General features: G+C 62.9%; 10 protein-coding genes and 2 pseudogenes. 10 read left to right on the top strand and 2 right to left on the bottom strand.

Translation table 11 applies throughout. The features are described from left to right. The first annotated feature begins 1 nt into the window (after nucleotide 1). The 9 genes from BXE_RS27305 to BXE_RS27265 all read left to right on the top strand — a co-directional run bounded on the left by BXE_RS27305 (nucleotide 2) and on the right by BXE_RS27265 (nucleotide 8,551). On the top strand, nucleotides 2–790 hold the full coding sequence (locus BXE_RS27305) for an ABC transporter permease (protein ID WP_011491362.1): 789 nt from the start codon (nucleotides 2–4) through the stop codon (nucleotides 788–790). Continuing rightward, on the top strand, nucleotides 787–1,836 hold the full coding sequence (locus BXE_RS27300; protein ID WP_011491361.1) for an ABC transporter ATP-binding protein: 1,050 nt from the start codon (nucleotides 787–789) through the stop codon (nucleotides 1,834–1,836). Before BXE_RS27305 ends, BXE_RS27300 begins: the two co-directional genes overlap by 4 nt. Beyond that, nucleotides 1,833–2,813 carry an ABC transporter ATP-binding protein gene (locus BXE_RS27295; RefSeq protein WP_011491360.1) on the top strand — a complete coding sequence of 327 codons (981 nt, stop codon included), beginning with the start codon at nucleotides 1,833–1,835 and terminating at the stop codon, nucleotides 2,811–2,813. Before BXE_RS27300 ends, BXE_RS27295 begins: the two co-directional genes overlap by 4 nt. Nucleotides 2,814–2,838: 25 nt before the next feature. Then, entirely contained in the window at nucleotides 2,839–3,081 is a 243-nt protein-coding gene (locus BXE_RS27290; RefSeq protein ID WP_011491359.1) for a hypothetical protein, read from the top strand. Between the two features lie 64 nt (nucleotides 3,082–3,145). Next, entirely contained in the window at nucleotides 3,146–4,615 is a 1,470-nt protein-coding gene (locus BXE_RS27285; RefSeq protein WP_040125423.1) for an NAD-dependent succinate-semialdehyde dehydrogenase, read from the top strand. A 37-nt stretch (nucleotides 4,616–4,652) separates the two neighbouring features. Then, a complete protein-coding gene (locus BXE_RS27280) occupies nucleotides 4,653–5,438 on the top strand; it encodes a class II aldolase/adducin family protein (RefSeq protein WP_011491357.1) in 786 nt (261 codons plus the stop codon). A gap of 95 nt (nucleotides 5,439–5,533) precedes the next feature. After that, nucleotides 5,534–6,820, top strand: coding sequence for a 4-aminobutyrate--2-oxoglutarate transaminase (gabT, locus tag BXE_RS27275; protein WP_407668633.1), 1,287 nt, complete (start codon nucleotides 5,534–5,536; stop codon nucleotides 6,818–6,820). A 354-nt stretch (nucleotides 6,821–7,174) separates the two neighbouring features. Further along, on the top strand, nucleotides 7,175–7,849 hold the full coding sequence (locus BXE_RS27270) for an NAD(P)-dependent oxidoreductase (RefSeq protein WP_322787399.1): 675 nt from the start codon (nucleotides 7,175–7,177) through the stop codon (nucleotides 7,847–7,849). Nucleotides 7,850–8,221: 372 nt separating this feature from the next. After that, complete coding sequence (locus tag BXE_RS27265; protein WP_322787400.1) at nucleotides 8,222–8,551, top strand: hypothetical protein; 330 nt, start codon at nucleotides 8,222–8,224, stop codon at nucleotides 8,549–8,551. Between the two features lie 147 nt (nucleotides 8,552–8,698). On the opposite strand, the pseudogene BXE_RS27260 reads toward BXE_RS27265, so the two are convergent. Both BXE_RS27260 and BXE_RS27255 read right to left on the bottom strand, forming a co-directional pair. Further along, nucleotides 8,699–9,489: pseudogene (locus BXE_RS27260) on the bottom strand (DNA adenine methylase). Nucleotides 9,490–9,504: 15 nt separating this feature from the next. Then, nucleotides 9,505–10,190 (bottom strand): annotated as a pseudogene (locus BXE_RS27255) (relaxase/mobilization nuclease domain-containing protein); the annotation flags it as partial. 1,288 nt (nucleotides 10,191–11,478) lie between these two features. On the opposite strand from BXE_RS27255, the gene BXE_RS27250 reads away from it, so the two are divergent. Next, nucleotides 11,479–13,038, top strand: a complete 1,560-nt coding sequence (locus BXE_RS27250; protein WP_011491351.1) for an ABC1 kinase family protein — start codon at nucleotides 11,479–11,481, stop codon at nucleotides 13,036–13,038. Nucleotides 13,039–13,164 lie beyond the last annotated feature (126 nt).

The following is a 13,164-nucleotide window of genomic DNA, read 5'->3' as shown; positions in this document are numbered from 1 at the left end:
CGTGCGCGAAATTCTCATGCGTCCCAAAGTGCAGATCGGTATTGCGATCCTGCTCGTGATGATTGCTGTCTCGGTGTGCGCACCGCTGATTGCGCCCTACGATCCGACCGCCAGCAGCATCATGTTTCTCGCCCCGCCCGGCCACGAGAACTGGCTCGGCACCGACGAGCTCGGCCGCGATATCCTGTCCCGCCTGCTCTACGGCGGCCAGTCTTCGCTGATTGTCGGCATCGGCGCGGCGGTCATGGCGGCCATCATTGGCATTCCAGTCGGGCTGTGCGCCGGTTACCTCGGCGGCCGAGTGGATCTGCTTGCCACGCAGGTGATCGACATCTTCATCGCGCTGCCCGGTCTGATCCTGGCGCTCATCATCACGGCAATGATCGGCCCGACGCTATTCAATCTGGTGCTGGTGCTCGGCTTCGTGAGTTGGCCCCGCATCGCGCGTCTCGTCCGCGGCCAGACGCTCGCACTGCGTGAATCGGTGTTCGTCGAAGCGTCGAAAGCAGCCGGCGCGCGGGCCGACTGGATCATGCTCAAGCACGTATGGCCGAACACGATGCGTATCGTCGCGGCCCAGTTCGCCCTCACCGTGGCCTATTCGATTTTCACCTCTGCGAGCCTGAGCTTTCTCGGCCTCGGTATGCCTCCGCCCACACCGGACTGGGGTGCGATGGTTCGCGCGGGCTTCGACTATCTGGCAATGAATCCCGGCATGAGTCTGGCGCCCGGCGCCGCGGTGGCCGCGACGGTTTTCGGCTTCTATCTGATCGGAACGAGCATCAAATGACATCTACCGTGAAGGACAACGACGTTCTGTCAGTCGAGCAGCTGTCGGTTTCTTTTGGAAGAAGCCCGTCTGTGCAGGTGGTGCGCGACATCGCGTTCTCGGTGCGCAAGGGCGAGATCGTCGCAATCGTCGGTGAATCGGGATGCGGCAAGTCGACGACCGGCCTGGCGCTGCTGGGCCTGATCTCCGATGACGGCGCTGGCGTGCACGGAAGCATCCGCCTCGCGCGCAAGGACGGGCAGACGGTCGATATCGTCGGCATGGGCGAGCGCAAACTGCAGAAGATCCGCGGCAACGACGCCGCGATGATTTTTCAGGAACCGATGTCGTCGCTCAATCCGCTGTTCACGATCGGCACGCAGATTCAGGAGGCGCTCTCGGTACACAGGAAAATGTCGGCGTCGGAGCGCGCGGATGAAGCCCTGAAGCTGGTCTCGATGCTGGGTATTCCAAGCCCGCAGAAGTGCCTCCAGAGTTATCCGCATCAGCTTTCCGGCGGCATGCGTCAACGGGTCATGATCGCCATTGCGTTGTCGTGCAATCCCGCGCTGCTGATCGCCGACGAACCGACCACCGCGCTCGACGTGACCGTGCAGGCGCAGATAGTCGACCGCCTGAAGCGGTTGCAGCAGGACACTCATATGTCGATCCTGTTCATTACGCACGACCTCGCGCTGGTTGCTGAAATCGCGGACCGCGCGCTCGTCATGTACGCCGGGCAAATCGTCGAGGAAGGCCCCATCACCGAGCTGTTCGGCCGGCCGCTGATGCCCTATACGCAGGCATTGATGCGTTCGCGCCCGAGGCTTGGCGACGCCCGCCACCGTATCCAGCCGATTCGCGGCAGCGCGCCCAATCCTGCGGCACTGCCTGCCGGCTGCGCATTCCATCCGCGTTGCGAGCACGCCGTCGCGGGACTTTGCGACGTCACGGCGCCGACGCTGGAAACCACGGACGACGGCAAACGGCAGGTACGCTGCCTCAGATGGCGCGAACTCGAGCAGCAGGTCCATTGCACACCGGAAGTCGAGGGGCAACTCAAATGAACTCCGATCCGCTGATCCGCGTCAGCAATCTGCGCAAGCTGTACGACATTCGCAAAGGCATGTTCTCGAAACTCGTCGGACACGTGCACGCGGTCGACGACGTATCGTTCGACATCGCATCCGGCGAAACGCTGGGTCTGGCCGGCGAGTCCGGCTCGGGCAAAACGACGATCGGCCGATCGGTGCTGCGTCTGGTCGAGCCGACCGACGGCGACATTACATTCGACGGAAAGAATGTGATGAAGTTTAATGCCGCCGGCTTGCGCGACTACCGCCGCAGTGCGCAGATCATTTTTCAGGATCCGTTCGCGTCGATCAATCCGCGCATGAAGATCCGCGACGTCATCGCGGAGCCGCTGCGGGTGCAGAAGATCTTGCGCACCGAATCCGAAATCGACCGCCGCGTCGACGAACTTCTCGATCTGGTTTCGCTTCCGTCCAACTACAAGGACCGCAGCCCTACTGCACTGTCCGGCGGTCAGCGGCAGCGCATCGTGATTGCGCGGGCACTGGCGGTCAACCCGAAATTCATCGTCGCGGACGAGCCCATTTCCGCGCTCGACGTGTCGATTCAGGCCCAGATCGTCAGCCTGCTCGACGAGTTGAAAGAGCGGCTCGGTCTCGCGATGCTGTTCATTTCGCATGACCTTGCGGTGATGGAGTATCTGTCCGACCGCATCGCCGTCGTCTACCTCGGGCAGATCATGGAGATCGGACCTGCCCGCGCGGTGACGCAGACACCGAAGCACCCGTACACGGAAGCGCTGATCTCGGCAGTTCCGGACGACCGGCCGGATCGCCGGCGCAAGCGGGTGGTGCTGCAGGGCGATATCGCTGATCCGGTTTCACCGCCGAGCGGTTGCGTGTTCCGCACGCGCTGCATCTACGCCAAAGCGGAATGCGCACAGGCTCGGCCTGCGCTGCGCGAAGTCGCGCCGATGCATTTCAAGGCGTGCATTCGCGACGACGTGCTCTAACGGCTATGCGCGTCAGGAACACGCCATGAACACAGCGCCCAACGAACCCACCGGCCGCGCCGGCAATGTTGCCGGCCCGGTTACAGGCCGGCGCGGAGGTTGGCGCAGGTCCTCCCTGTCGCTGGTGGCCGAGCTTGCGGCGCTGCTGCATGCAACCCGTGCTCCGGCGCGCGGCAGCGTGTCCGCCCTCGATACGACTACCGGCTCGACTATCGACTGTTCGCTCGCCAGTTCGCTCTGGTCGGTCCTTATCGACCCGTGCGGCTGACCGGTTGGCCCAGAATTTTTTTCAACCTCATCTGGAGTAGGAAGTGACGAATCATCCGACGGCGATGCCGTCCTTGCAGGAGCCGTCCCTCTTTCGTCAGGAATGCTACATTGCCGGCGAATGGATTGAATCCGATCCGATGGCCCGGATCGACGTCGTCAATCCGGCCAACGGCTTGAAGATCGGTACAGTGCCGCGCGCCACGCTTGCCGATGTGCGAACCTGCATCGACGCCGCCGAACGCGCGCTGCCCGCGTGGTCCGGAAAGACGGGCAAGGAACGCGCAGCGATCCTGCGGCGCTGGTACGAACTGATGCTGCAACATCAGGAAGACCTTGCGGTCATCATGACCTGCGAGCAGGGCAAGCCTTTAGCCGAAAGCCGCGGCGAAATCGTGTACGCGGCGTCGTTCCTGGAATGGTTCGCCGAGGAAGCGAAGCGTGTGTACGGCGATACGATCCCGACGCCGGCATCCGACCGGCGCATTGTCGTGCTGAAACAGCCAATCGGTGTGTGCGCCGCCATTACGCCGTGGAATTTCCCCGCAGCCATGCTCACGCGGAAGATCGGCCCCGCACTCGCCGCCGGTTGCACGATGGTCCTCAAGCCCGCGAGCCAGACTCCCTTCTCCGCGCTGGCGCTGTGCGTGCTGGCCGAGCGTGCCGGCGTGCCCGCTGGTGTGCTGTCCTGTGTGACAGGAAAGGCCTCGATGATCGGCGACGAGTTCTGCCGGAACCCGGCAGTGCGCAAGCTCTCCTTCACCGGCTCGACCGAAATAGGCAAGCTGCTGCTTCAGCAATGCGCCAGCACGGTGAAAAAAACGTCCATGGAACTGGGCGGCAATGCGCCCTTCATCGTATTCGACGATGCCGATCTCGACGCAGCCGTCGTAGGCGCCATCGCGGCCAAGTTCCGCAATGCCGGGCAAACCTGCGTCTGCGTGAACCGCTTTCTTGTTCAGGACACTGTCCACGATGCTTTCGTCGAGAAGCTGTCCACGGCGATCGCGGCGCTGAAGGTGGGAGACGGCCTCGATGCCGGCACACGGATCGGTCCGCTCATCGACAGCAAAGCGGTTGAGAAGGCGCGCGAGCACGTCGATGACGCCATCGCAAGGGGCGCAACGGTGGTGACGGGAGGCTCGGGTCACGCGCTCGGAGGCAATTATTTTGAACCCACGTTGCTAACCGGCGCTTCGAAGGACATGAAGATCTTCCGCGAAGAGACCTTCGGCCCCGTGGCGCCCGTGTTCCGCTTCAGAACCGAGGAAGAAGCGATCCAGCTCGCCAACGATACCGAGTTCGGTCTCGCCTCCTATTTCTACGGACGCGACATCGGCAGAGTGTGGCGCGTGGCCGAGGCGCTCGAATACGGCATGGTCGGCATCAACGAAGGGCTGATCTCCACAGAAGTAGCGCCCTTTGGCGGCGTAAAGGAAAGCGGTCTTGGGCGGGAAGGTTCAAAGTACGGCATTGAAGACTATCTGGAAGTCAAATATCTCTGTATGGGCGGCCTGGCCGCGCGCCCAGTCTGATATCGGCCCTCTGCGTCCCAACCCGAAGGAGTCTCATATGACACCGAATAATGCGGCTACCGGCGGCGCCGCGCGCGAAGCAGAACGCCGCGCGCGCGAAGACCTTGCCGCCGCTTACCGTCTGCTTGCCCATTTCGGTCTTGACGACAGCATTGATACGCACATTTCCTTGCGCGTTCCCGGAACCCGGGATCAGTTCCTGATCAATCCCTATGGGTTGCTGTTCCAGGAAATCACGGCATCGTCGCTCGTCAAGGTCGATACCGCGGGCCGCCTCGTCGAGCCTTCGGACTACACCGTCAATCCGGCGGGCTTCGTGATTCACAGCGCCATCCACATGGCCCGGCACGATGCGACATGCGTTGCGCACACCCATACGACTGCGGGTGTTGCGATTTCATCTCTGGCGTGTGGGCTGCAACCGGTCAACCAGTGGGCGCTGCAGTTTTACAGACGGGTCGCATACCACGAGTTCGAAGGCATCGCCGTCGACGCAGCGGAGCGCGATCGTCTTGTCGCCGATCTCGGCCCCCGCGCCAAGGTGATGATCCTGCGCAACCACGGCCTGCTCACATGCGGCAGCTCGGTTGCCGAAGCCATGCTGCTGATGTTCAACCTCGATCGCGCCTGCCGTGTGCAGCTCGCAATCCAGTCGACTGGCGAGCCTGTCCATCATCTCTCGCATGACGTCTGCGAACGCACGGCGTCGCAATACGAGGTGTGGGAACAGACGTCCGGGGCGAGCGAGCGCGATCCCTTCGAGCGCGAATGGCAGGCCTACCTGCGCAGACTCGAACCCGTCAGGACTTCGTATCGCGACTGAAGCGCTGATCGCGCGATACCGCACAGCGAGTTCTAGTGCCGTCTTACCGGTCGCTGCCGTGCGCGACCCTATGCAAACCTGCCTGAAAGAAAGGAATGTTCACCGTGCAAAACGAAGCACTGTTGCAGCGAAAAAATAATGCGACTCCCCGCGGAGTCGGCGTGATGTGTCCGTTTTACGCCGATACGGCGCTGAACGCAGAGCTCTGGGACGTCGAGGGGCGCCGCTATATTGACTTTGCCGCGGGCATCGCCGTGCTCAATACGGGTCATCGTCACCCCAAGGTCATGGCTGCCGTGCGCGAACAGCTTGACCGCTTTACTCACACCTGCTGGCAGGTCGTACCCTACCCGTCGTACGTCGAACTCGCCGAACAACTGAACCGGCTTGCACCGGGCGATTTTCAGAAAAAGGCGTCGCTTTTCAGCACAGGTGCCGAAGCAGTCGAAAACGCCATCAAGATTGCGCGAGCGTTCACCGGCCGAGCTGCGGTGATCGCCTTCAGCGGCAGCTTTCACGGGCGCACCATGATGGGCATGGCGCTGACCGGCAAGGTTGCCCCGTACAAAGTCGGCTTCGGCCCGTTCCCCGGCGAGGTCTACCACGCGCCTTACCCGAACACGCTGCATGGGGTCACCACGACCAATGCGCTCGATTCGGTGCGGGCGCTGTTCAAAACCGACGTCGATCCGCTGCGCGTGGCGGCGATCATATTCGAACCTGTGCAGGGAGAAGGCGGCTTCTACGAAGCTCCGGCCGACTTCGTCAAAGGGCTTCGGGACATCTGTGACCAGCACGGCATTCTGTTGATCGCCGACGAGGTGCAGACCGGCTTTGCCCGCACCGGCAAGCTGTTCGCCATGCAGCACCATGCGGTCGCCGCGGATCTCACGACCGTCGCCAAAAGTCTGGCGGGCGGGCTCCCCTTGTCCGGCGTGATCGGCCGTGCCGATGTCATGGATGCGGCGGCGCCCGGTGGTCTCGGCGGTACCTATGCGGGCAACCCACTTTCCGTGGCCGCCGCGCTTGCCGTGCTCGACGTGATCGAAAGCGAGAATCTGTGCGAGCGGGCCACGCAACTCGGGAACCGGCTGAAAAGCCACCTGACGTCGATGCGCGAAAGTCTTCCGCACATCGCGGAAATCCGCGGACCGGGGGCCATGATTGCAGCGGAATTTTTCGAACCCGGCACGCTCATCCCCGATGCGGACTTCGCAAAGCGATTCCAGGCGCGAGCGCTGGAGCTCGGCTTGATTCTGCTGGTGTGCGGTGTCCATTCGAATGTGATTCGTTTCCTGTTTCCGCTCACGATCGAGGAAGCGGTTTTCGAAGAAGCGCTGGTGCTGATAGAAACGGCGATGAAAGACGCTGCGGCGGCCTGAGCCTTTCCGAGTTCAGATCAGAGGTGCCGTGCCGCCTCGCAGAGTGCGGCGGCCCCTCAAAACCTCAAAGATCCTGCCATGGGAAATTGCGAAACGCTCGTCGTCAAAAGCGGCGGATCCGGCGCCTTGACGGAGTGGCGCTGCGAATTCGACCGGCTGGCGCCTGAACTGGACGTACGCGACTGGGACGATCCCGATGTCGATCCCGACGCCGTCAGCTATGCCCTCGTGTGGCAACCCAGCCCCGGCCGGCTGGCCGCGTTCAGGCACCTCCGCCTGATAATCAGCGCTGTCGCGGGAGTCGATCACATTCTCGCGGATCCCGATTTGCCAAAGCACGTCCCGATCATGCGAATGGTCACGCCCGAGACAGCGGAGCGCATGGCAGACTTTGTCGCAATGGCCGCGCTCGCGCTGATACGCCAGTTGCCCGAACTGATGTCCGCCCAGCGCGATGGCCAGTGGCTCGCCGGTCTCACCGGACGGATCGCAGCCGATACCACTGTCGGCATCATGGGGCTCGGCAGATTAGGCCTGCACGCGGCGCTTCGCTTGCGCGCCGTCGGTTTCCGGGTCGCAGGCTGGAGCCGAGGCCGCAAAATCGTACAAGGCGTGACGACCTATGCTGGACCAGAAGATCTCCCGCGTTTCCTTGCCGAAAGTCAGGTGCTCGTCAACCTGCTTCCCGACACCAGTGAGACGGCAGGTATCGTGAATAGCAAGACTATCGCGCTACTGCCTGCGGGCGCGTCGCTTATCAATGTCGGCAGGGGATCGCATATCGTCGAAAACGCCCTTCTCGACGCACTGGACACCCATCGCCTTTCGAATGCCATCATCGACGTCCACGACGTCGAACCGCTCGCACCCAGCCACGCGTTCTGGCACCATCCACGGATCATCATGACGCCGCATATCGCTTCGATTGCAAGCCGCGCATCGCGTGCGCAATTGGCTGCCAGTGCAATCCGCGCCGTTCGTGAGGGCAAACCGGTTCCGTTCTTGTTCGAACCGACGCGCGGCTACTGATCAGGCTGTTGTTTACGGTTAATCAATTATCGGCGGCCGAATGGGACGGCTCAAGTTCCACTTTCCCATTCTGCCCTGCCGGAGCATCTGTTCGCATGAACCAACACCGAACCACGTCAACAGCAGGTTCATCATACCGGCCTGTCGTCGGTCGGGCCCTCGGCGCTGAACCGGGAACCTGTCTCGAATATGGAACATCCATGATCGCCGGGGCCGGCTCGGGGCATCATTGCCACATCCCCAACGCGCTCATGCTCGGGAAGATCAGCGCTACTCCACCGCCCTCAGGGCGTAACGCGTGCAGACGCGTTGGGTCAAAGAGTTGACGCGGTCCATGACGCCTCGTTGCATAGATGCTGGCTAGCCCGCCGCTTGCTTATCGTCGCTTTTCTCGTAGCTGTTGCGAAGGGGATCCAGCTGTTCAACCGCCACTGCCGGCGCCGCTTTGGCCATGCTTTTTTTACAATGCGCGGGTTCTGGCTCACTGCCATCGCTGTCAACCTGATCTGGTGGGGTCTGTATTTCTGGGCGAAAGCGATCCAGCAGCACGCTCCCACGTCCGATGGGCTGATTCTCATCGCCTTGGGCCTCGCTGCAACAGCATGGCTGCTCCATGAAAACGTCCGCGACACGGATCTGCATCATCCCTTCAGCTCGCGCTGTTCTTTCCGCTGGCCGTATGCAGCTTCCCCCTTCTTCTAGTCGCGATGGTCGTCATGGTCGTCGCCTCATACAAGGGTGGCCCCGGCCTGTTCATCGATCGCTGAGGCTGAAGCCTCTCTCTGTGCATTGCTGGCCCGACGCCGCGCGGAGAGACGGGAGGGGGCCAGTGGGTGGCGGGCCCCTTTGTCAAAACAACCCCACCGGGTCCTTCGCTCTGTCCCAGCTATAGATGATCAACTCGCCGCGCAAAGCGGTGTTGGCAGGACCGCCAACTGTATACGGCAGTTCAACACGCTCCCGTTCAAAGCCTGAGAACAGATCCTGAAATGCCGCATGATCATTGAGCGTGAGGATCGCGCGCCCCTGCAGCCCCCTCAGCGCCGCTGCCATGCGTTCATACTGCCGAATTCGAACGGCACGCCGTAGCCCTCTGTCTCGTAGTACGGGGGATCGAGGTAGAAGCACATGTGAGGCCGGTCATACCGGGCCATGCATGTCTGCCAGTCGAGTTTCTCAATGTACGCGCCCGAGAGTCGAAGATGTGCCGCGGACAGCGTCTCCTCGATACGTAGAAGATTGAGCCCAGGCGGCGAGGTCGTGGCCGTGCCGAAGGTGCGCCCTTCCACACGGCCGCCGAAGCAGTTCTGCTGCAGGTAATAAAACCGCGCGGCCCGCTGGATGTCAGTGAGCGTGTGTGGTGGCGTCTCGCTCAGCCACCGGAAAACCTCGCGGCTACTCAAAGCCCACTTGAATTGCCTCACGAACTCTTCGAGGTGGTGCTGCACTACGCGATACAAGTTGATGAGCTCGTCGTTCACATCGTTCAACACTTCGACCTCAGCCGGCGGCCGCATGAAGAAGAGTGCCGCTGCACCCGCAAACACCTCAACGTAACAGCTGTGCGAAGGAAAGCGCGGAATGAGCACGTCCGCGAGCCGCCGCTTGCCACCTATCCACGGAATAATCGGCATCACCATACCTGCCTCCTCCGCTCAACGTTCCACTCCGATCTCGGGGTCCTCTGGAACAGATCCCGTTGCGCTTCACCACGATGTGCGTGACGCAAATCCCGGACGTGAACGGGTTTGAGATCACGTTGCCGTACATCTCGACTATTGCGATCCATCTCAGGTCTGTCCTGCTGAACCGGCATCGTCCTCACGAAGTCGGTGATCACCGCTGCCAGTCTGCGATCGTCCGCGCTCTGTGAGCCTTCCATGACATGCAACACGCCCCGCCATGTTTCAAGCGGCGCGGCATGCGCGGCCCACAAGGTGCGACGAGTCAGCTCGTCCACCTCCGATCGCCAGTAACGCGGCATTTCACCTCGGGTCGTGATATGCACGACGGCCTGTTTCGGATAGCGTCGTGTCTCGCCCCTGGCGAGTCGGCGCGTCGCATTGGCTTCAACACCCTGCTCACGCAACTGAGCCGCGAACCGCTCACGCCAGCGCTGCAGGTCCTGTTTGCGCGGATTGAGCCGCTTTCCGTCCGGTCCGCGTACCTGAATGCTCATATGCACATGGGGATGCGCCTCGTCATCGTGCGCGGCAAACACGTACCGCCGGCCGTCGCCGAACTCCTCCGCCGCAAACGCGCGCGCAGCCTTGCGCACCGCCTGCCGGTCCGTGCCCGGTGGCATCGAGAGCAGCACGTTGAACACTTCCCGCCTGCGGCTTTCATGACGTTCCTTGCCTCAAATGCCCATGCTTGTACCGTGCCGGCTGCACTCCTTCCCGCGGTCCAGCGCGAATGCAATAGCCCCTGAAGTCTCCGCCACCGATCAATCGTGACGGTTAATCGCGGCGGAGTTATCGGGCTTCACCCACGTATCCTTTTTCGGTTTTCTCAGACGAAATATCAACTGCGAAAATCGGCAGGACGTGCCATATCTGAATCCGCACGGAGTTGAAGCAAGTACCGACAGTTTTGGTAACCACCGCTCCCCAGATCAACGGGGCCACCATCAGGCAGCGTGCATTGTCCTGCCACTAACCCGCGAATATGCAGAACCCGCTGTCGTAAGGCAGGCACAGTTTGCGGAAGATTGTTGCGAAGAAGACTTCTCCATGCTCGCAGGCCAAAGCGATCCACAAAGACCACCGAAGCGCGGCCACACACTGGGGGACGGCGCAATGCTTCTCCACGCCCGGCACCCGATCCAGTATCCCGCCTTCGTCGAGCAGCGCTCGGTAGCAGCCGCCAGCGCGTGCTGTTTCGCGCGCACGCTGAAGTTTTGGGAGGCCAAGCCTCGAATGCCCTTGCCAGTGCTGAGCCAATGCTTGCGCACGTGGAGCTTGACCAAGAGCAGCGGTCGGACGGGCACGGTAGTCAATGCCGACTCCAGCAGATCGGTCGCCCGATCGAGTCGATGCAGCTGCAATGCAAGCTGGATTCGGCCCAGCCACGGCGCGCTGAGCATCTCCGTCACGGGAATCCATGCTGGGTCGGGCGGCGGCGTGGTTCGACATGTGTGACAACAGCGCCACATTGCGTGCCGGTTCGCCGCGTCGCGCCGCGATGTAGAGGCGCTCCAGCGTGATCATCTCGCGGCCGCCCGACCATTAAGCGTGTCGAGCGTGTCCTAGGACTGGACAATGTGCACGCGCGCGATCGACCCCATCAACAGCGCGACGAATTCCGGTACCGCGGCGAGCGTGATGTCCTGTTCGAATTGCGCCGCGAGGCTTTCCGCTGTGTCCAATTCCTCCAACAAAGCCTGCGCGTAGGTTTCGCAACGGATGTCCGTCAACCAAGGGGCCGACGTTGTTCTGCGAGCATCGATGAAAGGCCGGAAGCCGGCACGCTTGGGTTTCGCCACGGTTGGAGAAGGCCGGCGTATTGTATTACGCGTCGCGCGGCGATGCTCCTGCCGGCGCCCTTACCTGCTAACCTGAACGCCCAGGCCGCGCGCGAATGTCCCCCGATAGCTGCGGACGCCACGCGGCCTACACACCGAACTACCAATGCCGCCACTGTTTCGCCGTCTACTGTTGCTGTTCCACGCGCTGCGTTACGGCGCGCGTCTCCTCTGGCTTGCCGCGCCGGCAGATCACAAACTGCACTGGATAATCGGGCTGGCCGGCCGCCTGCACGCGGCGGGACGCGGCGGCCAAAGCCTGAACCGCGTGCTGCCGGCGCTCGGGCCGCTGGCGGGACGATTCGCTCAAACCCTGGCCGAACGGCCCGAACTCGCGAGCGGCACCCTGCACGACGCGATCGACGCGATCGACCACATGGAAGCGCCGCTGCCGCCGCACGAATCCGAACAGGCGCTCGCGCGCGCGTTCGGCAGGCCGCTCGCCACGCTGTTCAGCGCCGTGGATCTGGTGCCGGTGCGCGGCGGCTTCGCCGAACAGACGCATCTTGCACGGCTGGTGGCGCCGGTGAACGGCCACTACGAAGTGGCGATCAAGCTGGTGCGCGCCGACCAGTTGCAGCAGATCGGCGACGAACTCGCGCTGCTACGCTGGGTCGCGCGCTGGCTGGAGAACCTTTCCGGCACCGCGCGCCGCCTGCACCTGCGCGCGCAGGCGCAGAGCTTCACGGACGACATCCTGCGCCGCTTCGATCTGCGCGCCGAAGCCGCCAATCTGAGCCAGACCGGCCATCATTTCGACGGCGACGCGCGCATCGTCGTGCCGGACGTGATCTGGGACCTTTGCACCACCTACACGCTGACGATGCAACGCGTCAGCACCTTGCCGGCGAGCGACCTGGCCGGTCTCCATGCGCATCACATCAAACTCGCGCCGCTCGCCGCGCATATCGTCGAAGTGGTCACCGAGCAGGCGTTCGAGCATGGCTTCTTCCACGCTACGCTCGACGCCCGCCGCGTGCGGGTGAGCATCGGACCGGACACGCTGGGGCGGCTCGTTCTGGCGGAATTTTCGATCATGTCGAGCCTCTCGACGGACGAACGCGAGTTCTTCGTGCACGGCGCGACCGCGCTATTCGACCAGGATTACGCCCGGCTCGCCGAGATGCATCGCGATGCCGGGCACGTGCCGCACGACACGCGCGCCGAGGTGCTCGAAGCCGAATTGCGCACGCGCGCCGAAGCGCATTTCGCCGCCGAGCCGGAAGACCGTTCGGCGGGTTCGCTGTTTCATCATCTGCTGCACGCGGTGCAGCCGTTCGAAGGCGCGGTGCCCGCGCGGCTCGCGACCGCGCAGCGCTCGTTTCAGCAGGCGGAAATGCTGGCGCGCGCGCTGCATCCTGGCGTCGACACGTGGAATATCACGCGCGGCGTGCTGGCGGATATCGCGCGGCGCGACATCGATCACCGCGGCTGGATCAAACGGATCGCCCGCGAGTTGCCGCACCTCGCGCATATGCTGCCGCGCATGCCGCAACTCGCGGTGCGATATCTGCAGCAGGAGCATGACCGCGCGCGCACGCCGCAGCAGAATGCGCGGCTCGTGGCGGAGATCGGCCGGGAGTACCGGCGCACGCGCGTGCTGTTGTGGGCGTGCGCGGTGTGCGGCGGCGCGCTCGGCGCAGGGACTGTGCTGCTGATGTGGTGACGGCGGTGGTGACGGCGGAATTGCGCCGTTCGAGCCACCCCGCGCCGATCCGCCTCGCCGGTTGCAGCTTCGAACAAGACGCGCATGGCGCTGTTCCGGCAGGATGGCGACTTTGCGGACCGACTT

The organism is Paraburkholderia xenovorans LB400, from assembly GCF_000013645.1.
Classification (GTDB): Bacteria; Pseudomonadota; Gammaproteobacteria; order Burkholderiales; family Burkholderiaceae; genus Paraburkholderia; species Paraburkholderia xenovorans.
Note: the sequence above shows the minus strand (reverse complement) of the source record. Positions and strands in the feature narration are given on the sequence as shown.

Bases quoted from the DNA above. Each gene is read 5' to 3' on its own strand.
- BXE_RS27280 (WP_011491357.1), top strand. From the start codon at position 4,653: ATGACACCGAATAATGCGGCTACCGGCGGCGCCGCGCGCGAAGCAGAA.
- BXE_RS27295 (WP_011491360.1), top strand. From the start codon at position 1,833: ATGAACTCCGATCCGCTGATCCGCGTCAGCAATCTGCGCAAGCTGTAC.
- BXE_RS27270 (WP_322787399.1), top strand. From the start codon at position 7,175: ATGGTCACGCCCGAGACAGCGGAGCGCATGGCAGACTTTGTCGCAATG.
- gabT (WP_407668633.1), top strand. From the start codon at position 5,534: ATGTTCACCGTGCAAAACGAAGCACTGTTGCAGCGAAAAAATAATGCG.
- BXE_RS27285 (WP_040125423.1), top strand. From the start codon at position 3,146: ATGCCGTCCTTGCAGGAGCCGTCCCTCTTTCGTCAGGAATGCTACATT.
- BXE_RS27250 (WP_011491351.1), top strand. From the start codon at position 11,479: ATGCCGCCACTGTTTCGCCGTCTACTGTTGCTGTTCCACGCGCTGCGT.
- BXE_RS27290 (WP_011491359.1), top strand. From the start codon at position 2,839: ATGAACACAGCGCCCAACGAACCCACCGGCCGCGCCGGCAATGTTGCC.
- BXE_RS27300 (WP_011491361.1), top strand. From the start codon at position 787: ATGACATCTACCGTGAAGGACAACGACGTTCTGTCAGTCGAGCAGCTG.